A 26275-nucleotide genomic window follows, 5' to 3' on the forward strand; every position below is an offset into this window, starting at 1 on the left:
AATGGCGCGATGAGCGACGCCCTGCTGCCCGACCCAGCGCCCAACCACCTTCTCACACCGGTCCAAGCCCCGCCCAACGGCGCGGCTATGGCCTATGCCATCCGCAGCCAGGCCATGGCCAAACCGGTCCTGCAGGTGGTGGTGGTTCCCGACAGTTACCATGCACAGCAGCTGGAACAGGACCTGCGTGCCTTGCGCACGGACCTGCCCATTCTTCATTTCCCGGATTGGGAAACCCTGAGCTACGACCAGTTCAGCCCGCACCCGGATCTGGTCTCCCAGCGCATCGACTGCCTTTACCGTCTGCCGAAAAGCACCCGGGGCATTCTGGTGGTTCCGGTGACCAGCCTGATGCAGCGCATCACGCCGGTGGACTGGATTGCCGCACAGGTGCTGGATTTGTCGGTCGGCATGAAGTTCGACCTGCAGGCCGAGCGCAGCCGTCTCCAGAAATTCGGCTACCGGCATGTCCCGCAGGTCATGGATGTCGGCGATTTCTCCATCCGCGGTGCGATACTGGATCTTTACCCGGCAGGTTCGGCGCTTCCGATCCGCATCGAACTGCTTGATGACGAAATCGAATCGCTGCGTCTTTTCGATCCGGAATCCCAGCGCTCGGGCGAGTCCCGGAAAAGCGTCAAACTGCTTCCGGCCCGCGAATTCCCCCTGGATGCGCAAGCCTGCAAGCGGGCCCGCGAGCAGTTGCTGGAACGCTTCGAGATCAATCCGCGGAACTGCGGACTGTATGCCGACCTGAAGGAAGGCGTGGCACCGGCGGGCATCGAGTATTACCTCCCGCTGTTTTTTTCCGAAACCGCCAGTCTGATTGACTACCTGCCTCCGGATTTCGATTTGGTTCTCGCCCCCGAGGTGCTCAGCGCCGCGGAGCATTTCTGGCAGCAGACCATGGACCGGTATGAGCAGCGTCGGCATGACATCGAACGTCCGGTACTGGCTCCGGCCGAGCTGTACTTCACGCCGGAAGCCCTGCGGGCGCGCTTCAACCGGCATCACCGCTATCAAGTGCTGAATGCGGGCGAACCGGGCTATCCCTCTGCGGCGGCGCTGGCATTGACGCCGCCTTTCTCCGGCGCATGGCAGGATGCCGCCGGAAAGCCGGGGCAGGCCCTGATCGACTTCCTGTCGGCCTATCCCGGAAAAGTGATTCTGGCCGCAGACAGTCCCGGCCGTCGCGAATCCCTGAAAACCCTGTTCAAGGATGCCGGAGTGGATGTCATGACTGCCGGCGATTGGCAGGACGCCTTCACCGCCGCCTTGCCGCATGTCCTGATGCTGACCAATGCCGAACTGTCGGACGGATTCAGCGTCAGGTCGCCGGCCCTGACGGTATTGACCGAACGCCAGCTGTTTCCCGAGCGGGTCAGTCAAAGCCGGCGCCGGAAAAGCCAGCAGAAGGATCCCGAAGCCATCCTGCGCGATCTCAATGAGATCAGCATCGGCGCGCCGATCGTGCATGAAGACCATGGTGTCGGCCGGTATCAGGGTCTGGTCAGCCTTGAAACGGGTGGCATGCCCGGTGAATTCCTCAGCATCGAGTACGCCAAGGGCGACAAACTTTATGTTCCCGTGGCGCAGCTGCACCTGGTCTCGCGTTACTCGGGCACCAGTACCGAACACGCCCCGCTGCACAGCCTCGGCGGTGAAGCCTGGGATCGGGCCAAGCGCAAAGCGGCGGAAAAAGTCCATGACGTCGCTGCTGAATTGCTGGACATCCAGGCCAGGCGCCTTGCCCAGGAGGGTTTCGCGCTGGACGCCGAGCGCGCACTCTATGAGCGCTTCGCCTCTGGTTTCCCGTTCGAGGAAACCCCCGACCAGGAACAGGCCATCAACGCGGTGCTTTCGGACATGGCGATGCCGCACCCGATGGACCGCGTGGTCTGCGGCGACGTCGGCTTCGGAAAGACCGAAGTGGCGCTGCGGGCTGCGTTCGTCGCGGCCATGGCCGGAAAGCAGGTGGCCGTATTGGTACCCACTACCCTGTTGGCCGAGCAGCACTTCCGGAATTTCAGCGACCGTTTCGCGGACTGGCCGGTCCGCATCGAGGTCCTTTCCCGGTTCAAGAGCACCAAAGAAATCAAACAGGCCCTTGAACTTCTGGCCGTCGGAAAAATCGATGTGATCATCGGCACGCACCGGCTGCTGCAGAAGGATGTCGCCTTCGAACGCCTCGGTCTGGTCATCGTCGACGAGGAACAGCGCTTCGGCGTGCGTCACAAGGAAGCACTGAAAGCGCTCAAGGCCGATGTCCATCTGCTGACGCTGACCGCCACGCCGATACCGCGCACGCTGAACATGGCGATGAGCGGCCTGCGCCAGCTGTCCATCATCGGCACCCCGCCGGCCCATCGCGTCGCGGTCAAGACCTTCATCTGCCCGTGGGACACTACTATCCTGCTCGAGGCATTCCAGCGTGAACTGGCGCGCGGCGGTCAGGTGTATTTCCTGCACAACGATATCGATACCATCGAGAAGACGGCACGGGACCTCGAAACCCTGCTGCCGGATGCCCGTATCCGCATCGCCCATGGACAGATGCCGGAGCGTCAGCTGGAAAAGGTCATGCTCGATTTCCACAAGCAGCGTTTCAACATTCTGGTCTCGACGACCATCATCGAATCCGGCATCGATATTCCCAGCGCCAATACCATCATCATCAACCGGGCCGACCGTTTCGGACTGGCACAGCTGCACCAGCTGCGCGGCCGGGTCGGACGATCGCATCACCGCGCCTATGCCTATTTGATCGTCCCGGATCTCAAGCGCATCACTGCCGATGCCCGCAAGCGCCTCGATGCCCTGGCCTCGCTCGAGGAGCTGGGTGCGGGATTCACTCTGTCCACCCATGACCTTGAAATCCGCGGCGCCGGAGAGCTGCTCGGCGAAGGCCAATCCGGCCAGATCACCGAGGTCGGCTTTGCCCTCTATGCCCAGTATCTGGAGCGTGCCGTGGCATCGATCAAGGATGGCAAAATTCCCGATGTGCTGACGTCGGCCTCGGCCAGCGCCCAAGTCAGCCTGCACAGCCCGGCACTGCTTCCGGACAGCATGATCGATGACGTGCATACCCGTCTCATGCTCTATAAGCGCATCGCTTCGGCAAAATCACCCGCCGATCTGCGGGAACTGCAGATCGAAATCATCGACCGCTTCGGCCTGCTGGCACCGGCGGCCGAGCAGCTTTTTGCCTGCGCCGAATTGCGGCTGATGGCGGAGCAGATCGGCATCCAGCGCATCGACCTGCACGACGGTGGCGGCTATCTGGCATTCACCGCCAAACCGGCGATCGATCCGATGACGGTCATCCAGCTGATCCAGCGCAATCCCCGGACCTATGCCATGCAGGGCTCGGACCGGCTGAAAATCACCAACAAAACCGAATCCGGCGAACAACGCGCCCTGTTCCTGCGCGCTCTGCTGACACAGCTCGGAGCAAGATCATGATTGCCGGAAAGTTACGGAATGCCGCAATATTGATGCTTTTCATCAGCACGGCGGCGCATGCGCAGAACCACATGGTTTTTCTCCTGCGGCATGCCGAAAAATCCGCAGAACCGGCATCCGATCCGGGACTGACCGAGATCGGCACCGCCCGCGCTGAAAATCTTGCCGTTCGGCTTGCCAATGCAAAACCCGCTGCCGTTTTTACAAGCCAATACCGGCGCACGCAATTGACGGCATTGCCCTTGGCCGCAGCGTCCGGCATCTCCGTTACCGTAGTTCCGATTGAAAAAGCCACGGCTGCCGAATACCCGCAGCAGCTGTTGGCGCGCATCTGTGCCTTGCCGGCCGATGCCAGCGCCGTGGTGATCGGGCACAGCAACACCATTCCTGCCATTGCTGAAGCCTGGACCGCACATCCGGTTCGACCGATTGCCGATGATGAATATAATCGGATACTAATAATAAAGTTGAAGGATTGCCATGCCGTCGAGTCGCTCGATTTGCGCTATTGAGTAGACATTCCAAGGATTTAGGCTAAACTCACCTCTTAGCCAAAGAGAGTAGTGCCATGAAAAGACTCGTCTTGATATTGGCCGTGTGCACGGCGCTTGGCGCCTGCGGCAACAAGGAAGATGCGAAGAAAGCCGAGGCGGACGCCAAAGTCCTCTACGTCTATAACTGGAGCGATTACATCGCTGAAGATACGGTCGCTGGATTCAGCAAAGAAACCGGGATCAAGGTCGTCTACGATGTCTACGACAGCAACGAAACACTGGAAGCCAAACTGCTTTCGGGCGCATCCGGCTACGATCTGGTATTTCCCTCGGCCCGTCCGTTCGCCGAGAAACAGATTGCGGCGGGCGTTTACGCCGATCTGGACAGGGCCGCGCTCGCCAACTGGGGCAATCTGGATACAGGCGTACTGAAGTCACTGGACGCCATTGATCCGGGCAATGCCAAGCTGGTGCCTTACATGTGGGGAACCACGGGCATCGGCTACAACGTCAAAAAAGTCCGTGAAATACTCGGACCGGATGCCGTCATTGACAGCTGGTCGCTGGTGTTCGATCCGGTCATCGCCGGCAAGCTGGCACAGTGCGGCATCGCCGTTCTGGACGACCCTGAAGATGCCATCACCTCTGCGCTGCTCTGGAAAGGCATGGATCCGAAGGTTTCCGACGGAAAATCACTGGAAGCCGCAAAACAGGCTTTCCTGGGTACGCGTGCCAACATCAAGTATTTCCACTCTTCGCAGTACATCTCCGATCTGGCCAATGGCGACATCTGCGTGGCCATGGGCTACTCCGGCGATATCTTCCAGGCCCGCGACCGCGCCGACGAAGCCGCCAACGGGGTCGAAATCGATTTCCTCATCCCCAGGGAAGGCGCCGCGCGCTGGGTCGATGTCATGGCCATTCCGGGCGATGCCCGCAACAAGTCCAACGCCATGAAGTTCATCGATTACCTGCTGCGCCCGCAGGTCGCCGCGGACATCAGCAACTATGTCTCGTACGCCACGCCGAATAATGCCGCCAAGGCCCTGCTGGACCCGGAACTGGCTGCCGATGAATCGGTGTACCCGAAACCCGAAGTCAGCGCCAAGCTGGCCGATCCGGCCAGTTTCCCGCCGGACGTCCAGCGAGAACGCGTAAGGCTGTGGACCACCATCAAAACCGGAAAATGACCGTCTCGGCGTCCATGCCGTTGCATCAAACCCGCTTCGGCGGGTTTATTTTCGGGTCAATTTCCAGCACCGGTGGATCTTCGGGTTGCGCTCGAAATCCGGATCGATGGTCTGTGCCGAAATATCGTCCACTCGGGCAAATGCCGATAAGGCATCAAGATCGATCTTGAATTTACGGAAGTTGTTCGAGAAATAGCAGACGCCGTCATCGGTCATCACTGCCATGATCTTCTCCAGCAGGGCGACATGATCCTTCTGCACATCGAAATCGGCGGCACTGGCGGAATTGGAGAACGTCGGCGGATCGCAGAACACCAGATCGAACTTCTGCCGGCAATTGCCCAGCCATTCGGCTACATCGGCCTTGACCAGCTGATGGCTGCCGCCCTGGATGTCGTTCAACTCATAATTGGCTTCGGCCCAGTCCAGATAGGTCGCCGACAGATCCACTGAAGTGGACGCCGCGGCACCGCCGGCAATGGCATGCACGCTGGCCGTGGCGGTGTAACAGAACAGATTCAGGAAACGCCTGCCGCGTGCTTCGTCCGCCAGGCGCAGGCGCAGAGGGCGGTGATCGAGGAACAGGCCGGTATCCAGATAATCGAACAGATTCACCCACAGCTTCACCTGCCCTTCCCTGACTTGGATGAAATCATGGGTATCATCCATGCGGCCGTATTTGCTGCCGCCCTTGCCGCGGCGACGCGTTTTTACCGAAACCTGGGCCCGTGGCAACGCGAACACCGCATCCACGGCCTGAAGCAATTCACCGAACCGTCGGCGGGTGCTTTCTTCGGGAATTTCGGCCGGCGCTTCATATTCCTGGACATGCAGGAAAAGCCGGCCGTCGCCATCCTCTTCGGGGTAGAGGTCGATGGCTGCGGCGTATTCGGGCAGGTCCGCATCATAGATGCGGTAACAGGAAATATTGCCCTGCTTCGCCCATTTCCCGAATTTCTTCAGATTCTTCTGCAACCGGTTGGCCACCATCAGCGCACCGTCCGCCAGCGGCCTGGGACCTTCGCGTTCGGGACGCGGACTGAAGATCGGTTCACACAGCAGCAACGTGCAGGGCAAGGCGCCGTTATGGAATTCGTATTTTTTCTTGGCACGCAGACCGGTGGCATACGCCAGCTCGTCGTTACCGCACAACAGGACGGCCCGCCATTGCGGAACCTGCACACTCAGCGCGTCGCCGGCCTCGCGATACAGGGCTTTGTCGGCCTGCAGGCGCTGGTTATAGGGCATGTTACAGACCACCAGCCCGGTCGTCTGGCCAGGTGCTTTCAGATTCGAAACCGCCTGACGTTCAAAACGGATCAGTTCGGCCAGTCCCGCGCGATCACAGTTGGCCACGGCCTTGCGCAGCACATCCGCCTGCGTGTCGTAGCCGGTAAATACAGGTTTCAAGGCGGCGCGTCCGGCATCGGCGCGACGGCGCGCCTCCGTGCACAGTACCTGCCATCCCTCGGCATCGAATCCGAGCCACTGCGTCGGTAATCTGTCGCCATGCCTTTGCAGACCGGGCGCTTCATCCGCGGCCATCAGGGCGGCTTCAATCAACAGCGTACCGCTGCCGCACATCGGATCCAGCAGGCCGCCGCCATCCTTGTAGACCTGCGGCCATTTGCCCCGGTACAGCATGGCCGCGGCCAGATTTTCCTTGATCGGTGCCTCGCCCTGCTCCTGGCGCCAGCCTCGTTTATGCAAAGAGCCGCCGCCCAGATCAATCGCGATGTCGGCCTTGTCCTTGCGCACATGCACATTGATGCGGATATCCGGATTTTCGACATCGACGTCCGGACGCGTTCCGGTCTGCGCCCGCAAACGATCGACGATGGCATCCTTGCCGCGCTGTGCGGCGTAACGCTCGTGGGTCAGGGTCGGGCTGGATATGCGGGCATCAATGGCGAAACTCCTACCCGGACCGATGTGTTTGGCCCAATCAATGGCATGCATGCCCTGGTACAGGTCCTGCTCGTTCAAGCAATCGAAATGGGCAATCGGCCAGAGCACCCGGGATGCCAGACGGGAATGCATGACCAGATTCATGGCATCGCGCAGGCTGCCTTCGGCATTGACCCCCGCCATCGTTGCGGTCGCTTTGACAGCCATGGCGGCGGCCTCGTCGACCAAGAGATACTCCAGGCCTTTGGCGCATGACAGAAAGAACTTCACGACAGGCTGCCCAGAAACAGGGCGAATTGCTGGGCGCAGAAATCCACATGGGCACCTAGACGGTGATCGTCATTGACCAGACAGATGCGCGCCTGATGGTGCTTGGCCCACTGGGCGACATCATCGGCAGGGATCAGTTCATCATGCCAGCCATGCACGATGGAAAGCGGTACCGCGGATGTCTGCAGGCGCATTTCATAGCCTTCAAGGCTGATCGGCGGCGCCATCAGGAACAGGCCCCGCACCGGCATGCGCAGGGAAACCTGGGCGGAGATGAAGGCCCCCATGCTGGAACCGGCCAGCACGACCGGACCGTTAATGGCAGCGGCGAGTTGCTGCAGGCGTACGATCCGGGACTGGACATCACCCAAAGGCGGCATGGCGGCGTCCAGATCGCGGAAATCCGGGCGCTCGCAGGTCCAGCCCAGCAGGTCGCAGGCCTGGGCCAATGCCGTGGCTTTGGTGGCATCGGGGCCGCTGTTGAGGCCGTGCGAAATGATGACGTGTCCGCTCATGCAGGTTGTCCCGGTAATGCCCGGATGCTGAAAGCGGCGGGCCGGCGATGGTATTATGGCGCCATTATGAATGATTTAAGCCCTGCATGGCCAATCCACGAGCACCGGCTGCCCTATGAGGCAAAACTGGATGTGCGGGAAATCGGCCAAATCGACCTTGTGGTCATGCACTGCACCGAACTGCCGGATCTGGCCATGGCCCGTGAATACGGTGAGCGCGTGCATTATCCTGCCGGTACCGGCAACAGCGGACACTTTTACATCGACCGCGATGGCAGCGTGCATTGCTATGTCGGTCCGGAATTCGTCGCGCATCACACGCGCGGCTTCAATCCGCGCGCGATCGGCATCGAACTGGTCAATACCGGCCGCTATCCGGACTGGTACCACAGCGGCCACCAGGACATGAGCGAACCTTACACCGAGGCGCAGATTGCGGCTACATCGGCCCTGCTCCGGCAATTGCGTGCCGCACTGCCCAACCTGCAGCTGATTGCCGGCCACGAAGATCTCGACACGGCCATGGTCGATGCCACTGATGATCCCGAACGCCGGGTCCATCGCAAGCGCGATCCTGGACCGCATTTTCCCTGGTCGCGCATTCTTGCCGAAACCGGCCTGACCCGTCTGCAACCGGAACCCACTGCATGAGCGCACCTGTCGTCAATGAACTGATCGATCTGCTGACCCTGGAACGGCTGGAGGAAAACCTGTTCCGCGGACAAAGCCGCGATATCGGCACCAAGTACGTCTTCGGCGGACAGGTGCTCGGACAATCGCTCAGCGCCGCCCAACAGACGGTGGATGATGCGCGCACCGTGCATTCGATACACGCCTATTTTCTCCGTGCCGGCGACATCGAAGCCCCGATCGTGTTCGATGTCGACCGTTCGCGCGATGGCCACAGTTTCTCGGTCCGCCGCGTTACCGCCATCCAGCACGGCAAACCGATTCTGGTTTTTGCCGCCTCGTTCCAGAAACAGGAATCCGGGGTCGAGCATCAATTCCACATTCCGGAAGTGCCGCAACCCGAAGATGTGCCGCCGCAGACGCCGCCAAGCCCTGAGGTTATGGCCGGACTTTCGGCGAAAATGCAGCGCTGGCTGTCGCGCATGGGGCCGTTCGAGATGCGTCCGGTATATCCGCGCGACGAACTGAATCCCAGCAAGCGTCCACCCTACCAGCAGGTCTGGTTCCGGCTGATGGATAAAATCGGCGACGACGCGAACATGCACCGTGCCATGCTGGCCTATGCGTCCGATTTCTATCTGCTCGGCACCAGCACTTTCCCGAGCGGCATCAGCTACTACCAGCACAATGTGCAGATGGCTTCGCTGGACCATGCACTGTGGTTCCACCGGCCGTTCCGCATCGATGACTGGCTGCTGTACTCGCTCGACAGTCCTTCAGCCAGCGGTGCCCGCGGTTTGGCACGCGGCAGCATCTATACCCGTGAAGGCGTCCTGGTGGCGTCGGTCGCGCAGGAAGGGCTGATCCGTGTCACCGATGGCGCTCCGGAGAATCCGGCATGAGGATGATGTTCAGCTCGGCCCGTCTCGAAAACGTCGAACATGTCCGCGATCTGTTCGCGCAAGCCGGCATCGCCACCAAGATTATCGGCGGTCGCAGCTACAAAACCTACTCGCGCCGGGGCTTCAGCTACAACGAACGGCAGGCATCGCTGGATGAGCCGCAACCCCAGCTTTGGGTGCTGCACGCCGATGATTACCGGCGTGCGCGGGAAATACTTCTGGAAAACGGGCTGTTGGATACCACACCTGAGTCCTATGTTCCGGAAAGCTACCGGCAGGTAAGGAAAACCGCACCGGCGCCGGCGAACCGGCTCAACAAAGCGCGCATGGCGCTTCTGGTGGTTGTGATTGCATTGATGGTGATCCAGGGCATCCGCCTGCTCAACCAGACCTGAATTTCAGCGGCGGCGTTTCAGCAGGATGCCGAGCAACCCGGCAATCAACAGCAGCGCGGCGAACGCCGCATACGGGCTGTAATACCAGGGATCGGGCGGGCTTGAGCCTGCCGGCGCGGCCACCGAAGCGGTATTGGCCGGCTGTCCGCCTTTTTCCAACTGCTGCATGCGTTCGGTCAGCTGTTTGATCTGGGAGTTCTGCAGTTCAATCAGGCGCTTGCTTTCCGTCTGCAGTTTGGCGGCTTCATCCAGCTGGTTGCGAAGATTGGCGATCTCGGCCTGTCGTGCCGCTACCTCTTCCTGGGTGAGGGTGTTTTCGGCACGGAGCTCCGTGCCCTGCCCGGATTTACTGGCGCCGGACTGACTGCCTGCATTGTTCATGGTACCTGCCGTGGGCACGATTTTGAGCCGCCCTTGATTGATCGGGGATGATTTTGCCGGACCGGTGGAGACCGCCGGTGCCGTGGTCTGCCGGTTCAAACGATTGGCTGCACCCAACACGGGCGCCGGTTGGGCCTGGACCTTGCGGGCCCACTGTCCGGCCAAGAGACCGGCACTGTCATCAGGCAATAAGGCGCGGACCTGTGCCTCGTCCGGCAGTCTCAGGATGCTGCCGCGTTTCAGGCGGTTGGCATTGCCCTGGATGAAGGCTTCCGGATTGGCGCGCTGGATGGCGACCATCATCTGGTTCAGGCTGACCGTGGAAGCTTGCGTCTGCTTATGGGCGATAGCGATGGTGTAAAGACTCTCGCCGCTCTGCACTTCCCGCTGATTGTCCGACGTCGCCGGAATGCGTACGGCAGACGCAGCAGATTGGACCGGTGCCGGTTGGGCTGCAATCGGCTTCGGGGCTAACGGCTTCGGCGCAACGGGCTCCGGGGCTTTCGCTGGTGGTGTTGCCGGCGGCTTCGGCGCAACGGGCTCCACTGCTTCGGAACCGGTCGGAATGGATGGGGTGCGCGAAATGGGCGCGGCAACGGGTGCAGCAACCACCGGAGTCAGCGGCACGGTCGGCGCATCGATGGTCTGCACGGCCGCCTTGGAGATGAACGGCGGATCAACCAGTGCCGTCATTTCCTTGATTTGCCGGCCGCCGTTGCGCCAGCTGGCATCAATCAGGATGTTGAGGACAGGCTCCTGAAACGGGCGCTCGGTGCGCAACTCGACATAGGGACGGCCGGAATCATCGATCTGCAGACGGACCTGCAGCTCGGCATAGAGGCTGCGGTCGATGCCGAGCCGGCGGAAGGCTTCCTCGGAAGCGAGCTGCACGCTCAGCGACTGCACATCGGCGTCATCGGCATCATAAACCGGTATGCGCGCGGACAGCGGCTGCCCGAGACCGGACTGCATCTGCACCTGTCCGAGCGTCACCGCCAATGCCGGCAGGCTGCACAGCCAAGCCGACATCACGAGCAGGACCAGCTTGCAGGGCGTCCGGATCATGCGCATCGCCGTACAGTCACCGTTTGGCGGCCAGCAATTCGGCGATCTGCACGGCATTGAGCGCAGCGCCTTTGCGGATGTTGTCGGAAACCACCCACAGGTTCAAACCATTGTCGCAGGAGATGTCCTCGCGGATGCGGCCGACATAGACCGCGTCGGTGCCGGAGGCATGCGTCACCGGCGTCGGGTAGCCCCCGGGAACGCGGTCATCGACAACGCTCACTCCCGGTGATTTCTCCAACAGCGCACGGGCTTCGGCAGCGGTGATCTTGGCCCGGGTTTCGACATGCACGGCCTCCGAGTGTCCGTAGAACACCGGCACGCGGACCGCGGTCGGATTGACCTGGATCCGTTCATCGCCGAGGATTTTACGGGTTTCCCAGACCAGTTTCATTTCCTCTTTGGTATAGCCGTTGTCGAGGAAGTCATCGATATGCGGAATCAGATTGAAGGCAATCTGCACCGGGAAGCGCTTCGGGTCCGGATCCTTGAAGCTCAGGATGTTGGCGGTCTGCCGGCCGAGTTCTTCCAACGCGGAACGGCCGGCGCCGGAAACCGACTGATACGTAGCGACATTGATGCGGCTGATACCCACGGCACGGTGAATCGGCGCCAGCGCAACCAGCATCTGCATGGTCGAACAGTTCGGATTGGCCACGATGCCGCGCGGAATGCTGTCGAGCGCCTCCGGATTGACCTCGGACACCACCAGCGGCACATCGGCCTCCATGCGGAATGCGGAGCTGTTGTCGATGACAATGGCGCCTGCGGCGGCGAATCGGGGGGCATACTCCTTTGAAATCGAGCCGCCGGCCGAGAACAGCGCGAAATCGACGCCGGATGGATCGAAGCCGGCCAGATCCTGGACCGTGATTTTGCGGCCGTCGAACTCGATTTGTTCGCCGGCTGAACGTTCGGAAGCCAGCACATGCAAGGTGCCGATGGGAAAGCGGCGTTCCTGCAGGATGGCCAGCATGGTCTGGCCTACGGCGCCGGTGGCGCCAACGACTGCAACAGTAAAAGTCTTCATCATGCGTGCATTCTACGGGGTATCGGGACTCAAAGGGGGCGGCTGGGGACCAAGGGCGTCTGGGCGGGGACATCACCGCACTGGGCGCGGTGCCGCAAGGCCATATCCATCAGGCACAGGGCCAGCATGGCCTCGCAGATCGGCGGTGCGCGCAGACCGACACAGGGATCATGACGCCCGGTGGTCACCACCTCGACCGGATTGCCCTCGGTATCGAGGCTGTTGCCGGGCAGACGCAGGCTGGATGTCGGTTTGAACGCAATCTGGCAGGTGATGTCCTGACCGGTGCTGATGCCGCCGAGGATACCTCCGGCTTGATTGCTCAGAAAGCCATCGGCACTGATCAAATCCCGGTGGATACTACCGGGTTGGCTGACCGCGGCGAACCCCGCACCGATTTCGACGCCTTTGACGGCATTGATCGACATCATCGCGGCAGCGATTTCGGCATCGAGCTTGCCGTATACCGGTTGGCCCCAACCGACGGGTACGCCGGAGGCGATGACGAATACCCGGGCACCGAGCGAGTCTCCGGACTTGCGGGTGGCGTCAAGCAAGGTTTCCAACTCGCCGATCTGCGAAGCGATGGGCCAGAAAAAAGGATTGCCTTCCACCACCGACCAGTCCACGTCCTGCGGCATATCGGCCTGTAGGCTGCCGATCTGGTTGATGCCGGCGTGGATGCGGATCCCGTAATTTTCGGCCAGCCATTTCTTGGCGATGACGCCGGCCGCGACGCGCATGGTGGTTTCGCGGGCCGAAGATCGTCCGCCGCCGCGCGGATCGCGTATACCGTATTTGTGGTGGTAGGTGTAATCGGCATGACCCGGACGGAACTGTTCGGCAATGCCGCTGTAGTCCTTCGAGCGTGCGTCGGTATTGCGGATCAGCAGGGCGATCGGCGTGCCGGTGGTCAGCCCGAGATAGACACCTGACAGGATTTCGATATCATCCGCTTCATGGCGCTGGGACGTATGCCGTGTTTTACCGGTGGCGCGACGGTCCAAGTCGGCACGGAACTCTTCAGCGCTGATGGCGATTCCCGGCGGGCACCCGTCAATGACGCAACCGATGGCAGGGCCATGGCTTTCGCCGAAGGTGGTGACCGAAAACAGTTTTCCGAAACGGTTGTCCGACACGGCTTTCCTTCAGCGCAGGGCAGCCAGCTGGCTGATGCGTTCATGATGGGCGAGGATATCGTTGCGGTCAATCGCGAAGATGCCCATCTGGCCGACTTTGAACTCGACCCAGGCGAACGGCACTTCCGGCAGAAGACGCATCAGATGGCGCTCGCTTTCGCCGACCTCGCAGATCAGCAGGCCGTGTTCGGACAGATGAGCGGGCGCATCGCGCAGGATCTTCAGCGCAAAATCCAGGCCGTCATCGCCGGCACGCAGCCCCAGGTCGGGCTCGTGCGCGTACTCCTTCGGCAACGCATCGGTTTCGTCATTGGTCACATACGGCGGATTGGTCACGATCAGGTCATAGACCTTGCCGGACAATGCCGTGAACAGGTCGCTTTTGATCAGGTGGCAGTTGTCGGCGTAAAGGCGGGCTTTGTTTTCGGCAGCCAGACTGAGCGCCTCATCGGAGATATCTACACCGTCGACCCGCCACTCCGGGTTGTAATGGGCCATGGCGATGGCGATGCAGCCCGATCCGGTGCAAAGATCCAATGCCGATTCCACCGCACGTCCACCGAGCCAGGGCTCGAAACCGGATTCAATCAATTCGGCTATCGGCGAACGCGGGACCAGCGCGCGGGCATCGGATTTGAAATTCAGTCCGGCAAACCAGGCCTCGCCGGTCAGATAGCAGGCCGGAATGCGTTCATCGATGCGGCGTTTGAACAGGGCCAGAACGGCCGATTTTTCCTCGGCGGTCAAACGGGCCTGGCCGTAGGCCGGCCCGATGTCATGCGGCAGATGCAAGGCATGCAGCACCAGCTGCGTGGATTCATCAAGCGCATTGTCGAAGCTGTGGCCGAAGGTCAGCCCGGCACGGCCGAACTGGCTGGCGCCGTAACGGATGAAATCGATGATGCTGGACAATTCAGTGGTCATGGTCTTTCCGCACGGGAATTCAATGTGCGTATTATAGCCCCAGAGGCTATAATTCAGGCTGTTGAACTCCACGGCGCAGGCCTTGATGAACCGTAAAATCACCCTGATACTGATTGCCGCACTGGCAGCCGGCCTCGGCTTGGCACTTTCGGCGGCCTTATTCAAACCGCAGCTGCCGGCCAAACCCCTTCCGGCGATGACGGCGGTCAAAGTCATCGACAGTCCCCGTGCCCTGCCCGCCTTCAAGCTCGAAAGTGCGACCGGGCCGATGACCGCCGATCAGCTCAAAGGCCACTGGACGGTGGTGTTTGTCGGATTTACCCATTGTCCGGATGTCTGCCCGACGACACTGACCGACATGGCCCGTGCCCAGGCACTCTGGGATGCGTCCGGCTTGCCGCAGAAACCGAAGCTGCTCTTCCTGTCCATCGATCCCGAGCGCGATACTCCGGCGAAAATCGCTGAATATGCGGCCTTTTTCCATAAAGACACCCTGACCGCTACCGCCGCCGAACCGCAGTTGGGGGAATTCACCCGCGCTCTCGGCCTGGTGTACATGAAGGTGCCGCAAGGCGACTCCTACACCATGGACCATTCCGCCACTCTGGTCCTGCTCAATCCGAAGGCTGAATTCGCCGGCATCATCCGGCCGCCGCTCAAGCCGGAGGCCATCGGCGCGGACCTGATTGCACTGGCCAAGGCCCGCCCATGAAAATCGCTTCGCTCGCGCAGTACCTGCTCCCGCACCGGCTGCTTTCGCATTTGGCGCACCGGCTGGCCTACTCGAAAACCCCCTGGATCAAACACCGTTTCATCCACACGATTCTGGCCAACTTCGATGTGAATCTGGCAGAAGCCGCCGATTCCGATCCGGACAGCTACGAAAGCTTCAATGCCTTTTTCACCCGTGCCCTGAAACCCGGCGCCCGTTCGCCCGATGCCGACCCACAGACCCTGATCCTGCCCGCCGATGGCAAAGTCAGCCAATGCGGAAATATTCAAAACGGACGCATTTTCCAGGCCAAAGGTCAGGACTATACCGCCGTGGAGCTGCTGGGTGATGCCGAAATGGCGAAAGCCTATGAAAACGGCGTGTTCATGAACATCTACCTGTCACCACGCGATTACCACCGGGTGCACATGCCCTGGAGCGGTACCCTGGTCGAGACGTTGCATGTTCCGGGACGTCTTTTCAGCGTGTCGCCGGGAACGGTGGCCGATGTGCCGCGGTTGTTCGCCCGCAACGAGCGTCTGGTCTGCCATTTCGAGACCGATTTCGGGCCGATGTGCTCGGTGATGGTCGGCGCCATGCTGGTGTCCGGCGTGGAAACGGTCTGGAACGGGGTCAACATCCCGGAATACGCCGATGCCCCGAAACGCCTCGATTTCCGCGGTCAAAACATCCGGCTGGAACGTTTCGCGGAAATGGCGCGCTTCAACTACGGCTCTACGGTAATTCTGCTGTTCCCGGAAGGCAAAGTGCAGCTGGATACCTTCGCGCATCAGGCGCCGACCGTGCTCGGACGGCGCATGGGACTGCGGCTGGGCTGAGTTACGGCTTGCCGGCAACGGTCTGCGGACAGGTCAGCGGCGCCCTGCTGACCGGACGGTAATGCCTTCCGGCGATGACGACGTCCCCCATATTCGCCGGCGCCGAGGCAATTTTACCCATACTCAGCGCATCATTGACTGGAGCGCAGTTTCCCGGTAAATCGACCGCGCCGGCAAGGCTCCAGATGTCTTTTACGCGTTTAAAAACGTGCAACGAACCGCCCTGTTCGTGCAACAGGACCTCGGCTGTACCATCGGCATCCATATCCAGAATGAGGGCGTCACAGTTTCTGCCGCTATTGTGCAGGCATTCCGGATATTGCCAGGTATTGGTCTTAATGGTGTCTTTCCAGTTCTGCGTCAGAAAACTGGCGGGCAAGGCTGCGTTCGGCGTCCTCACCGCGATGTTCACCGCAAGTAATTCGGCATCCAGCTTTTGCGGCTCCATGTTCCAGAGCGCATCGCGCTGAAGCGCCGCCTTCGCCTTGACGGCGATGACAGCGGCATCTTTTCCTGATGTGTCAGCAGCCATGGTCTTCAACGCCGCATTGCCGAAGCGTTGGCCCTCGAAACGTAGAAATTCATAATCGAACTTCGCGGCGCTCACTTTTCCGGCTTTCAGTTGCGCCAGCTGGCTATTCACGGAAATGCGCGACGGATCAAGCACCGGCGAGAAAATGGCCAGCAACAGGAACAGCAGGATGAAGGCCGTAACGATGTTGACCGGGGCGATCCGCGACAGCCACTGCGGACTGCGCAGCGCCGACCAGAAATAGCCGAGTCCGCAGCAGAAGGCCACCACCAGACAAAACGCGGCAACCAGCCGGTCGACGGTCCAGCCGTATTGACCGACCCGCAGACTGAGGGCATAGGCGGCAATCAGCGCCAGGGGAAGAATCAACAGGGCCGCGATTTTTGCCCCGATGCGGATCGGCAGCGCGACTTCCGCGCTGACGCTGCCATCCTGGAAGGCGGCATTGATCAGGACCGCCAGAACCGCCGAAGCCGCCAAGAGCAGCGCCGTCGCGGCTTTGGTCGCCCACAGGGGCTCGAGTCCGGTGAACGGCAGTGCCAGCAGGAATCCGCCGATGAGCAGCACGGCGACGGGAAGAATCCAGGACAGCAGCACCAGAACCAGACTGCGCACGCCATGCACGATGGCCGGCCGCACATCCGTGATGTGCAGCGCGTAGGCAAAGGCGAAGGTGGTCAACGGTATCGCAAACCAGGCTTCATCAAGCACGTCCTTGAGAAAGGCCAGCTTGATCATGTCGAACAGGGCCGCACCGAGCAGCATGACCAGCCAGATGATGCCAGTGAACACCGCCGCGAAGGCGACCTGGATCAGCAGCTTGGATGCGCTTTCGAAATAACTGCGGTAAGCCGCGATGCGGCGCCCATCCAGCACCGCGGCGCCGACCATGGCATGGGCGATGAAAAATCCGGCAACGGCATGCAGCCAAAGCTGCGGGGAAGGAAAGCGGGCCTGCTCGGCGAATTTCTGGGTATCCCAATACGGTGCGCCGACACCGCGCCAGATGTCGTAAAAACCAAGCAGCGCCAGAACGGCGGCCGCCGGCAACAGCCACCGCCAGAGTGTCCGCGCCGGAATATGGCCGAGCGCCGAAATCAGAAGCACGGGCACCAGCGTCAGCACGAGAAGCAGGGCCGCGAACAGCCCGGAATTGCCGGCGGTCCACAGTTTGTTTTCCGCCGCCTGATAAACCAGATAAAGCGCGAGACCCTGCAGCAAACCGATCAAAAGGCGGCGGGAAGCGACCGAACGGCTGACTGAGGATTTAGGAATATAAGTGTCGTTGCTGTCCATTTCCATTTTCCTAGGGATCGGCTTTCAGCCGTATTTGAGTTTCATGGCCAGAACCGAACCGGCCAGAACGATGGTGATGCTGTTGGCGATGATGATCGGAACCGAACCGAGCAGAATGCCGTAGATCAGCCAGGCCAGGATTCCCACGGTGAATATCGCATACATGCCCAAGGAGATGTCCTGGGTCTGTTTGCTGCGCCAGACCTGGATGACCTGCGGAATGAAGGAGACGGTGGTCAGTGTGGCGGCCAGAAAGCCGAAAAATTCGGTGATGCTCATGGCATTCTCGAGGGGTTCATGCCGCGATTATACCCACAGCCTGTGGCACAATGGCGGAAACCCAGAAACGGACGCGCCATGCGTTTATTTGCCTTCATGACTCTGCTCGCCAGCCTGACGACGGTGAATGCGGAAGCAGCGGCGGACCGGATCCGCGTTGCGACCTTCAATACCTCCCTGTATTCCGATCAGGCCGGCGGACTGATCGGGCGTCTGCAACAGGGCGATGCGCCGGCCCGGAAAATCGCGGCCGTAATCCAACACCAACGCCCCGATCTGCTGCTGCTCAATGAATTCGATTACGATGCCGAAGGTCGCGCGGCCGATCTGTTCCAGAAAATGTATCTGGGCAAGGGGCAATTCGGCCAGAAGCCCATCACCTACAACTACCGCTATTTCGCTCCGGTCAACACCGGGGTTCCGAGCGGTTTCGATCTGAACGGCGATGGAAAAATCGAAGGCGGCAATGATGCTTTCGGTTTCGGCAACCATCCCGGTCAATACGGCATGCTGGTGCTGTCGAAATTCCCCATCGATCAACAGGCCGTCCGGACATTCCAGAAATTCCTCTGGAAGGACATGCCGCAGGCGCGGATTCCGGTGCGTCCCGATGGTTCGCCATGGTATTCGGAAGCGGCCTGGAATGCCTTCCGCCTGTCCTCGAAATCGCACTGGGATGTTCCGGTCGCAACGCCGTTGGGCATCCTGCACTTTCTGGTGTCGCATCCGACACCACCGGTATTCGACGGCCCGGAAGACCGGAACGGCAGACGCAATGCCGATGAAATCCGGTTCTGGGGCGAGTATGTCTGGAATCGCGGCAACGACTGGATCGTCGATGACCTCGGCCGGCACGGCGGCCTGAAGAATGGCGGGCGTTTCGTCATTGCCGGCGATTTGAACGCCGACCCCGCCGACGGCGATGGCATTCCGGGTACCATCGTCGAACTGCTGGAAAACCCACACGTGCTCAGAATGCTGACGCCGCGTTCCGAAGGTGCGGCGCAGGCGGCCGAGGCCACCGGAGGCGCCAATGGCAAACACCGCGGCTCTCCGCGCCATGACACCGGTGATTTTGGACCCAAGGTCGGCAATCTTCGTCTGGATTACGTGCTTCCCTCGGTCGGTTGGAACGTCATCGGCAACGGGGTGTTTTGGCCGAAAGCCGGTGAGCCGGGCCACGACTGGCTGGATGCCACCGATCACCGCATGGTCTGGGTTGATCTGGCGCCGTTTAAACCAAATCAACCTTGAGCGAGGCGGCGACACGCCGTGCCTTTTCACGCGCGGCGTCCAGTGTTGCATCGCGTGCCAGTGCCACCGCCACGCGCCTTGAGCCTTCCACATACGGCTTGCCGAACAGACGAAGCGCCGTTCCGGTTTCGGCCAGCGCTTCGGCGACGCCGCCGAACTCGGGAACGCCGGTGCCCTTGGCCAGAATCGCAACCGAAGCCGAAGGACCATAATCGCGGATTTCGGGAATCGGAAGGCCCAGGATGGCGCGGGCATGCAGGGCGAATTCGGAAAGCTCCTGCGAAATCAAAGTCACCAGTCCGGTGTCATGCGGACGCGGCGAGACTTCACTGAACCAGACCGCATCGCCCTTGACGAACAGCTCGACACCGAACAGACCGTAGCCGCCCAGGTTGTCGGTGATGGCGCGTGCGATGTCCTGTGCCTTGGCCCAGGCCGTTTCGCTCATCGGCTGCGGCATCCAGCTTTCGCGGTAGTCGCCGTCAATCTGCAGATGGCCGACCGGCGGACAGAACGAAATCCCGTCCCGGTGTCGGACGGTGAGCAAGGTGATTTCGTAATCGAAATCGATGAAGCCCTCGACGATGCACCGGCCCGTGCCGGCCCTTCCGCCGGTCTGGGCCTTGTGCCATGCGGCGTCGATTTCGGATTCGTTACGGATGGTGCTTTGGCCTTTACCGGATGATGACATCACGGGTTTGATGACGCAGGGGATACCGACGGCCGGCAAGGCTTCGCGGTATCCGGCTTCATCATCGACAAACCGGTACGGCGAAGTCGGCAGCCCGAGAGTCTCCGCGGCCAGGCGCCGGATGCCCTCGCGGTCCATGGTCAAGCGCGCCGCACGCGCCGTCGGAATCACGTGCAGACCCTGGTTTTCTTCCAGATCGACCAGGGTCTGGGTGTGGATGGCCTCGATTTCGGGCACCACCAGATGCGGCTTGACCCGTGCAATCAGATCACGCAGCGCCGCAGGGTCGAGCATGTTCAGCGTGTGGCATTCGTGCGCGACCTGCATGGCCGGCGCATTGTCGTAGCGGTCTGCGGCAATCACCTGCACTCCGAAACGCTGCAGCTCGATGGCTACCTCCTTACCCAGCTCTCCCGAACCCAGCAACAGGACACGGAGGGCATTTCCTGCCTCAGGGGTACCGAAAACGCGGGGATGATCATGCATGGCAATTGTCTGCTGGTAGCGGTTTATGTCATTATACCCATGATGAAAAGCATCGTTTTATTCAAGCCGCGCCGTGCATTCCTGGCTCTGTTCACCGTCGGTTATTTGTTCCTTTCGGCCTGTCAGGCGACTTCCGAAGCCACGCCCGTGCGCTGGTCGGAACCGGTTTTCGCGGGCATTCCCGACGCCGGCAAACTGGCCGAGCTGTCGGGGCTGACCCGCTCCAACCATGCCGATGGCGTGTACTGGGCCATCAACGACGGGGACAATCCGGCCGAAATCATCGCCATCGATGGTGCGGCACAGACCCTGGGCACCTTCAGCACCGAAGGCGTGCGCAATATCGACTGGGAAGACATCACCAACTATTCCCTGAACGGCAAGAACTACCTCGCCATCGCCGATACCGGCGACAACGGCGGCATCCGCGATGAACTCTATATCCATATCTTCGAAGAGCCGGCGGATGCGAACCAAAGCGGCAGCATCACGCCGGTCAAGAGCATCCGCTTTCACTGGCCCGACGGCGCACGGGATGCCGAATCGCTGTTTGCTTCTTCAGAATCCAAACGCTTTTACCTGATCTCGAAAAAACGCGTACCCGCCGAGCTATTCGCCCTGCCCTTCGACGCCAAAGACGGCAGCAAACCGGTCAAGGTGGCGACTCTGGAAGGCATTGCCCAGCCGGATGCGCAGACCATGAACAGTAAGGGCGATTACGGCCGCTACCGCGCGCAGATCACAGCGGCCGATCTCAGTCCCGATAAAACCACCATCGCCGTGCTGAACTATCAACAGATTTATTTCTTCAAAATGCCCAAAGGCAAAGGCCAAAGCCTGAGTCCGCAAACCATCATTACCCTGCCCTGGCTGCCCCAGGCCGAGGGCATCGGATATTCCCGGGACGGCAAGCAGCTGTTTGTCGGCAGCGAGCAGGCGCCGACGCCGGTCATCCGCTTCGACCGACTGCAGCCTTGAAGGCAGATCGATATGGTTTTCAAAAAGCGGCTCCGCCGCTTTTTTTGTATCTAAATGATTTATAACAATAAATATTCTGTTGACACACTGATTTATTTTGATATCATTTAAATATCAACCAAGGGGGTCACCATGAAAGAAAACAATCTCAAATCATTCAACGGCATTGGCGTTCTCATCTTCAGCCTGGCCGCATGTACGCTCTGCGCCTACGGTTTTTTCATCGGAGCCCAGGGGCACGACCCCCTCATCGCTTTCGGATCCCTGGCGGGCCTGATTGTGTTCTCATTCCTGCTGATCGGGCTTTACATGGTCGAACCGAACCAGGCCGCCGTGCTCAGCCTGTTCGGCAAGTATGTGGGTACCGTGAAGGAACAGGGTCTGCGCTGGAACAACCCCTTCTACAGCAAGAAGAAGATTTCGCTGCGCACGCGCAACTTCGAATCCGGCAAGCTGAAGGTCAATGATCTGGAAGGCAGTCCGATTGAAATCGCGGCCGTGGTGGTCTGGAATGTCGTCGATTCGGCGGAAGCCGTATTCAATGTCGATGATTACGAAAGCTTCGTGCACATCCAGTCCGAAGCCGCACTGCGCGCCATGGCCACCTCCTACCCCTATGACCAGCACGAAGACGGCAAGATTTCGCTGCGCAGCCATGCCGGTGAAATCGCCAAACATCTGACCGAGGAAATCCAGGAGCGTCTGGCCGAGGCCGGCGTACGCGTCATCGAAGCGCGCATCAGTCATCTGGCCTATGCCCCGGAAATCGCCCAGGCCATGCTGCAGCGCCAACAGGCCAGCGCCATCATCGCCGCCCGCACCCGCATCGTCGAAGGCGCGGTCAGCATGGTCGAGATGGCCCTGAGCGAGCTCTCGAAACGCAATGTCGTCGATCTCGATCCGGAACGCCGCGCGGCAATGGTCAGCAATCTGCTGGTGGTGCTGTGCGGCGAGCGCGGGACGCAGCCGATCGTCAACACCGGTTCGATTTACTGATCCCTTGCGATGACTGCGAAGAAAGCGTTTCCGCTGCGCATCAACGCCCGGTTGCTGGAAGCCGTCCAGCACTGGGCCGATGACGATCTGCGTTCCCTGAACGCGCAGATCGAGTATGTGCTGCGCGAGGCGCTGCGCAGAGCCGACCGCCTACCGGCGGCAAAAAACGACGAGGACAGCAGCGATGAACGATAAACCCCGGTCTTTCGAATTTTCACCCGTCGGCGCCGCCGCCAAATGGTTCTTTGCGGTCTTGACGTTGCTTCCAATCCTGGTCGTCGGCGTCATCTGGTGGGGCAATCCGGATGAATTCACCGGAATGCCGCTTTGGCTCCTGGGCCTGTTGTTCGGCATCGGGCCGGCGGTGCTGATCGCCGCCGCCATGGGCGTCAGGAATCCCCAAGCGAAATTAGGCAAGGATGGGCTGTCGATCAAAGTCAGCTTCATCGACAAGCACTGGGCCCTGAACAGCATCGACCGCGCCAATGCCGCGCTGGTCAATCTGGAATCCCGTCAGGAGCTGCGTCCGAAATGGAAGCTGTGGGGCGCCGCCATGCCCGGACTGAGTTCCGGTCTGTTCAAGCTCTACGACGGCCGTAAGGCGCACGTTTACATCACCGACCGCAGCAAAGTGGTCTATCTGCCTACCCAAAGCGGGCCGGTTTTATTAAGCTTGGAGCGACCGAGGGAATTCCTCGACACCTTGCAGGCCCTGTAATGCTGATTCCCGCCGAATACCGCTTGATCAATGGCAGTCGTCTGGATGCGGTGCCGGCCTGCCTTTACCGGGCCCGCGCCAACAGCCACGCCCGGCAACTGGCGCAGGCGGATTGGCTGATCCGCGAGCGCAGTAGCGGAATCTACATCGCAACCCTGCAGGGATCCGGATTGCGTTTCCTGAAGCGCAGCCCAGCCGCGCAGCAGCGTTTCGAGGCGGTCAATGAACTGCTGGCCGCCGCAGATGGCGCGGCCTCCCACCTGTCGCTTACCGACCTGGAACCGCTTCATGCCGAATTGGGAATCGATGCCGAGGCCTACAGCCGGCAAGTCGGCCTATCGGCGGTACCCGAGCCGGTCCAGTTGGAATATGCAGGCCGGGATTGCTTCCGCCGCCCTCTATGGCTGGCGTACGATGCCGCCAAGGCCTGGGCCCGGATGCAGTCTGCCGCGGTGTCCGATGATGTCCGGTTGCAGGCCATATCCGGTTACCGGAGCGCGCATTACCAAATGGGGATTTTCCGCCGCAAAAGCGCACGCGGCATCCCGTTGCATGACATTCTTGCGGTGAACGCGGCCCCGGGCTTCAGTGAGCACCACAGCGGCCGCGCCATCGATATCGGCACGCCCGGAGAAGCCCCCGCGCTGGAAAGTTTCGAGAACACGCCGGCATTCGACTGGCTGAACCGCAATGCAGCCGCCTTCGGCTTCCGGATGAGTTATGCGCGCGGCAATGCGCACGGCATCAGTTATGAGCCCTGGCATTGGTTCTGGATCGGCAGTGATCAGGACTGAGAACGCTTGACCGCTTCCTTGCGGAAGTCGGCGATGCGCCAGAGATAGAAACTGGCCAGTGTCCGGTAAGGCGCCCAGACCCGGCCGCGCAGCGCGAGGGCTTTGGGGTGCGGCATTTCCGGCAACCCATCCAGCAGCATGGCGCCCTGCCGCACGCCCAGATCGTCGATGGGCAGCACATCCGGCCGGCCGAGCCGGAACATCAGCATCATCTCCACGGTCCAGCGACCGATGCCGCGCGTCGGAACCAAGGCCGAAACGATGGCGTCGTCATCGAGATACTGCAACCGGCGCGAATCCGGAATTTCCCCGGCTTTCTCGCGCCGGGCCAGGTCCCGCAGCGCCATCGTCTTGTTGCCGGAGACCCCGCAGCTGCGCAGTTGGGCATCACTCAGGCGCGCCAGAGTCCGGTGATGGAACCGCGGCTCGGCCATGGCCGCTTCGACCCGGCCAACAATGGTGGCGGCGGCTTTTCCGCTGAGTTGCTGGTACAGGATGGCGCGTGCCAGGGCATCGGCCACATCAAAGGGCCGGCTCCATCCGGAGGAATAATCAATCGGCCCGATTTTACGGATCCAGGGCGCGAACGCCGGATCGGCCTTGACCAGAGCGCGACGCGCTACCGCAGCATCGAATCCGCGCTTATGCCGCGCCATGACCGCCGACCCGGGCATAGTCTTTGAACATGCGGCGGCGGACCGCGATGACGCCAGCCACAATCAACAGCAGAAACGGCAGAGCGAATATATTCAACAGCTTGATGCGTTGCCCCAGACTCTCGACATCTTCATTCAATTCGCGCTGGATCCGGCGAAGCTGCTTGCGCAGCGTGATTTTCCGTGCCGCCAGGGCGTTACGGCGTGGACTTTCAAGAACGGCATCGGTTTTGCCGCCGTCCTGCAGGGCATTGATTTCAGCCTGAACCCGGTCCAGTTCGGCCAGCAGACCGACCTGGCTGTCGCGGTAACGCTGTTCGGCCGTGCGGCGGAGCTGATCGACTTTTTCGAAGGGCCGTGAAACCATGCCGCGGCTGCGGATGGAAATCAGGTCATCCGAGCCGGACAGCTGGTCGATGATGTTGAAGAAGAAATCGCCGTTGCTGGCCTGGGCACTGAATACCGGTTCGCCGAACAGATTGCTTTCCAGCACCCAGAGGCGGTCGCTGAGGAAGTCGGTATCGCCGATGACGATGAAGTTGATCCCGGCTCCCTTTTCCCCGCGCGGCGGTGCCCCGGTGAACCGCGCTGCCAGCACGAAGGGTTCCTGGCTGGATACAAACTGATTCAGCAGTTTCTCGGGATCATCGGCGGCACTGCGGTAGGCCACGGCATCGATGGGTCTGGACGCATCGGAACTCTGCAGCAGGGGCTCGATGCGCAGCAGGCTGCTGTCGCGGATATCCAGCGCACCGGCACTCGACAGGACGATGCGGTCGAGATCCGCGGTAACGACATCGCTCTGGTTCATGGCGGCACCCGGCAGACTGATCAGACCGGGATTGCGCTTGGGAAACTGGTTCTCGTTGAGCTGCATGAGCCAGGCATACTTGCTGTCGAGCACCACCTGGCCCGGATTGAAAACGATTCCCCATGGCTGCAGTAGCGCGGCGGCATCCGATCCGAGGGAGAGTTCGCCGCCGGTTCCGAACACCGGGACCGACTCTGCGTTCGGATCCAGCAGGATGACGGCATGGCGGCCGGCATTGATGTAGTTCTGGATCTGGCTCAGGCTGTCGGCCGGCCAGCCGCGCGGATGCATGACCCAGAGCACATCGACATCATCGGGAATTTTCAGCGCACGCGGCGACAGCGTCACCATCTCATAGCGTTCCGAGAGCTGGCGGAACGCGACCCAGGCCGGAGTGACCGGCCCGAAGGCGGGGTTGGCATTGCCGGTAACCGGAAGCTCCGTGACCAAGGCGACCTTCGGCCTGTCGATGCGCTGCACCGAGCGTATGAGTTTCGACAGCTCGTATTCCAGATGTTCCTCGGCCTCGGGCTTGACGAAGCCGATGGCCTTGCTGCGCCCCTCGGAAAGCGCCGTCAGTCCGAAATACAGGGGGCCTGAGCCGTCTTCCAGCGGAATGGCGGCGATGCCATTGGCGATGGCGGCATCCTCCGTGGCCGAGTAAGGCTCCGGATCGAGGACGCGGAAGGTGATCCGACCGCCCGATTGTGCCGCGTACTCTTCGACCTTTTCGATGACCCGGGTGGCGTACTGGCGGAACTGCGGATAGGGGCGTGCTTCCTTTTCGGAGTAGTACAGGGTCAATGCGACCGGCGTGCGGATGTCGCGAAGGATGTGAACGCTGCCCTCCGAGAGCGTGAACAGGCGCTTTTCGGTGAGATCGAGACGCACCGGCGGCATCATCACCAGCACCAGCTGGCAAAGCATG

General features: G+C 60.9%; 25 protein-coding genes. 14 read left to right on the plus strand and 11 right to left on the minus strand.

The window, feature by feature from the left end; translation table 11 throughout:
- Nucleotides 1–9 precede the first annotated feature (9 nt).
- From mfd to Q0W88_RS01380, 3 genes are read left to right on the plus strand one after another with little or no spacing between them, the layout of a single operon-like run.
- Complete coding sequence (gene mfd, locus Q0W88_RS01370; protein WP_297799195.1) at nucleotides 10–3462, plus strand: transcription-repair coupling factor; 3453 nt, start codon at nucleotides 10–12, stop codon at nucleotides 3460–3462.
- A gap of 32 nt (nucleotides 3463–3494) precedes the next feature.
- Nucleotides 3495–3974, plus strand: coding sequence for a histidine phosphatase family protein (locus Q0W88_RS01375; protein ID WP_297799197.1), 480 nt, complete (start codon nucleotides 3495–3497; stop codon nucleotides 3972–3974).
- A 56-nt stretch (nucleotides 3975–4030) separates the two neighbouring features.
- A complete protein-coding gene (locus Q0W88_RS01380; protein WP_297799199.1) occupies nucleotides 4031–5146 on the plus strand; it encodes a polyamine ABC transporter substrate-binding protein in 1116 nt (371 codons plus the stop codon).
- A gap of 45 nt (nucleotides 5147–5191) precedes the next feature.
- Here the strand turns inward: Q0W88_RS01380 and rlmKL are convergent, their stop codons facing one another.
- Nucleotides 5192–7324 (minus strand): bifunctional 23S rRNA (guanine(2069)-N(7))-methyltransferase RlmK/23S rRNA (guanine(2445)-N(2))-methyltransferase RlmL, encoded by a 2133-nt coding sequence (gene rlmKL / locus Q0W88_RS01385; RefSeq protein ID WP_297799201.1) that lies wholly within the window; start codon nucleotides 7322–7324, stop codon nucleotides 5192–5194.
- Nucleotides 7321–7839 (minus strand): alpha/beta fold hydrolase, encoded by a 519-nt coding sequence (locus tag Q0W88_RS01390; protein ID WP_297799203.1) that lies wholly within the window; start codon nucleotides 7837–7839, stop codon nucleotides 7321–7323. The genes rlmKL and Q0W88_RS01390 overlap by 4 nt, the downstream gene beginning before the upstream one ends.
- Before the next feature lie 66 nt (nucleotides 7840–7905).
- Here Q0W88_RS01390 and Q0W88_RS01395 point away from each other — a divergent pair, with 66 nt between their 5' ends.
- From Q0W88_RS01395 to Q0W88_RS01405, 3 genes are read left to right on the plus strand one after another with little or no spacing between them, the layout of a single operon-like run.
- On the plus strand, nucleotides 7906–8490 hold the full coding sequence (locus tag Q0W88_RS01395) for an N-acetylmuramoyl-L-alanine amidase (protein ID WP_297799205.1): 585 nt from the start codon (nucleotides 7906–7908) through the stop codon (nucleotides 8488–8490).
- Nucleotides 8487–9371 carry an acyl-CoA thioesterase II gene (tesB, locus tag Q0W88_RS01400; RefSeq protein ID WP_297799207.1) on the plus strand — a complete coding sequence of 295 codons (885 nt, stop codon included), beginning with the start codon at nucleotides 8487–8489 and terminating at the stop codon, nucleotides 9369–9371. The genes Q0W88_RS01395 and tesB overlap by 4 nt, the downstream gene beginning before the upstream one ends.
- Nucleotides 9368–9766: a pathogenicity-like protein gene (locus Q0W88_RS01405; protein WP_297799209.1), complete on the plus strand. Its 399-nt coding sequence runs from the start codon at nucleotides 9368–9370 to the stop codon at nucleotides 9764–9766. Before tesB ends, Q0W88_RS01405 begins: the two co-directional genes overlap by 4 nt.
- A 3-nt stretch (nucleotides 9767–9769) precedes the next feature.
- Here Q0W88_RS01405 and Q0W88_RS01410 read toward each other — a convergent pair whose 3' ends face one another.
- From Q0W88_RS01410 to prmB, 4 genes are read right to left on the minus strand one after another with little or no spacing between them, the layout of a single operon-like run.
- Nucleotides 9770–11212, minus strand: coding sequence for a FimV/HubP family polar landmark protein (locus tag Q0W88_RS01410; RefSeq protein ID WP_297799211.1), 1443 nt, complete (start codon nucleotides 11210–11212; stop codon nucleotides 9770–9772).
- Nucleotides 11213–11228: 16 nt separating this feature from the next.
- The gene (locus Q0W88_RS01415; protein ID WP_297799213.1) at nucleotides 11229–12245 is read right to left on the minus strand and encodes an aspartate-semialdehyde dehydrogenase; all 1017 of its coding nucleotides are present in this window, start codon (nucleotides 12243–12245) and stop codon (nucleotides 11229–11231) included.
- Nucleotides 12246–12271: 26 nt separating this feature from the next.
- A complete protein-coding gene (gene aroC / locus Q0W88_RS01420) occupies nucleotides 12272–13381 on the minus strand; it encodes a chorismate synthase (protein WP_297799215.1) in 1110 nt (369 codons plus the stop codon).
- Nucleotides 13382–13390: 9 nt separating this feature from the next.
- On the minus strand, nucleotides 13391–14305 hold the full coding sequence (gene prmB / locus Q0W88_RS01425; protein ID WP_297799217.1) for a 50S ribosomal protein L3 N(5)-glutamine methyltransferase: 915 nt from the start codon (nucleotides 14303–14305) through the stop codon (nucleotides 13391–13393).
- Nucleotides 14306–14390: 85 nt separating this feature from the next.
- Between prmB and Q0W88_RS01430 the strand changes: the two genes are divergently transcribed.
- Entirely contained in the window at nucleotides 14391–15017 is a 627-nt protein-coding gene (locus Q0W88_RS01430; protein WP_297799219.1) for an SCO family protein, read from the plus strand.
- On the plus strand, nucleotides 15014–15856 hold the full coding sequence (asd, locus tag Q0W88_RS01435) for an archaetidylserine decarboxylase (protein ID WP_297799221.1): 843 nt from the start codon (nucleotides 15014–15016) through the stop codon (nucleotides 15854–15856). Before Q0W88_RS01430 ends, asd begins: the two co-directional genes overlap by 4 nt.
- A gap of 1 nt (nucleotide 15857) precedes the next feature.
- Here asd and Q0W88_RS01440 read toward each other — a convergent pair whose 3' ends face one another.
- The gene (locus Q0W88_RS01440) at nucleotides 15858–17684 is read right to left on the minus strand and encodes a DUF4153 domain-containing protein (protein ID WP_297799223.1); all 1827 of its coding nucleotides are present in this window, start codon (nucleotides 17682–17684) and stop codon (nucleotides 15858–15860) included.
- A 24-nt stretch (nucleotides 17685–17708) separates the two neighbouring features.
- Entirely contained in the window at nucleotides 17709–17963 is a 255-nt protein-coding gene (locus Q0W88_RS01445; RefSeq protein ID WP_297799225.1) for a SemiSWEET transporter, read from the minus strand.
- Between the two features lie 78 nt (nucleotides 17964–18041).
- Between Q0W88_RS01445 and Q0W88_RS01450 the strand changes: the two genes are divergently transcribed.
- Nucleotides 18042–19217 carry an endonuclease/exonuclease/phosphatase family protein gene (locus Q0W88_RS01450; protein ID WP_297799229.1) on the plus strand — a complete coding sequence of 392 codons (1176 nt, stop codon included), beginning with the start codon at nucleotides 18042–18044 and terminating at the stop codon, nucleotides 19215–19217.
- Here the strand turns inward: Q0W88_RS01450 and purT are convergent.
- On the minus strand, nucleotides 19198–20394 hold the full coding sequence (purT, locus tag Q0W88_RS01455; RefSeq protein ID WP_297799231.1) for a formate-dependent phosphoribosylglycinamide formyltransferase: 1197 nt from the start codon (nucleotides 20392–20394) through the stop codon (nucleotides 19198–19200). The two genes, Q0W88_RS01450 and purT, sit on opposite strands and share 20 nt — an antisense overlap.
- Nucleotides 20395–20433: 39 nt before the next feature.
- On the opposite strand from purT, the gene Q0W88_RS01460 reads away from it, so the two are divergent.
- The 5 genes from Q0W88_RS01460 to Q0W88_RS01480 all read left to right on the plus strand — a co-directional run bounded on the left by Q0W88_RS01460 (nucleotide 20434) and on the right by Q0W88_RS01480 (nucleotide 23880).
- Nucleotides 20434–21372, plus strand: coding sequence for a hypothetical protein (locus Q0W88_RS01460; RefSeq protein ID WP_297799233.1), 939 nt, complete (start codon nucleotides 20434–20436; stop codon nucleotides 21370–21372).
- Nucleotides 21373–21504: 132 nt separating this feature from the next.
- Nucleotides 21505–22368 (plus strand): SPFH domain-containing protein, encoded by an 864-nt coding sequence (locus tag Q0W88_RS01465; RefSeq protein ID WP_297799235.1) that lies wholly within the window; start codon nucleotides 21505–21507, stop codon nucleotides 22366–22368.
- A gap of 9 nt (nucleotides 22369–22377) precedes the next feature.
- Nucleotides 22378–22563: an Arc family DNA binding domain-containing protein gene (locus tag Q0W88_RS01470; protein WP_297799237.1), complete on the plus strand. Its 186-nt coding sequence runs from the start codon at nucleotides 22378–22380 to the stop codon at nucleotides 22561–22563.
- Nucleotides 22553–23086: a PH domain-containing protein gene (locus tag Q0W88_RS01475; RefSeq protein WP_297799240.1), complete on the plus strand. Its 534-nt coding sequence runs from the start codon at nucleotides 22553–22555 to the stop codon at nucleotides 23084–23086. The genes Q0W88_RS01470 and Q0W88_RS01475 overlap by 11 nt, the downstream gene beginning before the upstream one ends.
- Entirely contained in the window at nucleotides 23086–23880 is a 795-nt protein-coding gene (locus Q0W88_RS01480) for a M15 family metallopeptidase (RefSeq protein ID WP_297799242.1), read from the plus strand. The genes Q0W88_RS01475 and Q0W88_RS01480 overlap by 1 nt, the downstream gene beginning before the upstream one ends.
- On the opposite strand, the gene Q0W88_RS01485 is transcribed toward Q0W88_RS01480, so the two are convergent.
- Both Q0W88_RS01485 and Q0W88_RS01490 read right to left on the minus strand, forming a co-directional pair.
- Nucleotides 23871–24536: a DNA-3-methyladenine glycosylase 2 family protein gene (locus Q0W88_RS01485; protein ID WP_297799244.1), complete on the minus strand. Its 666-nt coding sequence runs from the start codon at nucleotides 24534–24536 to the stop codon at nucleotides 23871–23873. The two genes, Q0W88_RS01480 and Q0W88_RS01485, sit on opposite strands and share 10 nt — an antisense overlap.
- Nucleotides 24523–26274 carry a Gldg family protein gene (locus tag Q0W88_RS01490; RefSeq protein ID WP_297799246.1) on the minus strand — a complete coding sequence of 584 codons (1752 nt, stop codon included), beginning with the start codon at nucleotides 26272–26274 and terminating at the stop codon, nucleotides 24523–24525. Before Q0W88_RS01490 ends, Q0W88_RS01485 begins: the two co-directional genes overlap by 14 nt.
- Nucleotide 26275 lies beyond the last annotated feature (1 nt).

Source organism: Arenimonas sp. GDDSR-1 (assembly GCF_025980345.1).
In the GTDB taxonomy this organism is placed as follows: Bacteria; Pseudomonadota; Gammaproteobacteria; order Xanthomonadales; family Xanthomonadaceae; genus Arenimonas.